Source organism: Pseudovibrio sp. Ad46 (genome assembly GCF_001623065.1).
In the GTDB taxonomy this organism is placed as follows: domain Bacteria; phylum Pseudomonadota; class Alphaproteobacteria; order Rhizobiales; family Stappiaceae; genus Pseudovibrio.
The window spans coordinates 1-552 of record NZ_LMCG01000012.1; the positions used below are offsets into that span (position 1 = coordinate 1).

At 56.2% G+C, this 552-nt stretch carries 1 protein-coding gene; it reads right to left on the minus strand.

Annotated elements, in window-relative coordinates; translation table 11 throughout:
* On the minus strand, window positions 1-552 hold a 552-nt coding region (locus PsAD46_RS04330; RefSeq protein WP_193776909.1), incomplete at both ends, for an autotransporter-associated beta strand repeat-containing protein.

Here is a 552-nt window from a genome sequence, read left to right on the forward strand (position 1 = left end):
TACCCGGACTGTTTCCGGCAGAGATGGTTCCGCTTGTGACTGTTGCCGAACCATTGATCGTGCCCGAACCGCCAAGGGTGCCGCCATTGATTGTCACATCGCTAATCGAACCATCAACAACAAGCACGCCTTCCGAGACAGTTGTACCACCGGTGTAGGTATTGGCACCGGAAAGGGTGAGCGTGCCGTAATCAGTTTTTTCCAGTGAACCGGTACCGGTCAGGTTAGATGCAACGATTGCCGAATATCCCGCGCCCGCGGAGGTCCCGTCTCCGACGCGGAATCCAGCTTCTCCTGCCAGTGTAATATCGCCACCAGTCACTATATAGCCATCGGCAGCAAACTGCATGCCCTTGGAAATTGAAACCCCGGCACTATCCACTGTGACTGTGCCCGGTGCTCCCTGGAAAATCAGCGTGCTGTCTGGTTGATAAGGTGCGCTTGCTGAGCCAGTGGCATCGGTCCAGTTGGTTCCCGCAGTGCTCCAGGTGCCAGAACCACCATGAACGGCTCCATCAGCACTTGTTACCGCTCCGTTCCAGAAGCTCAGCT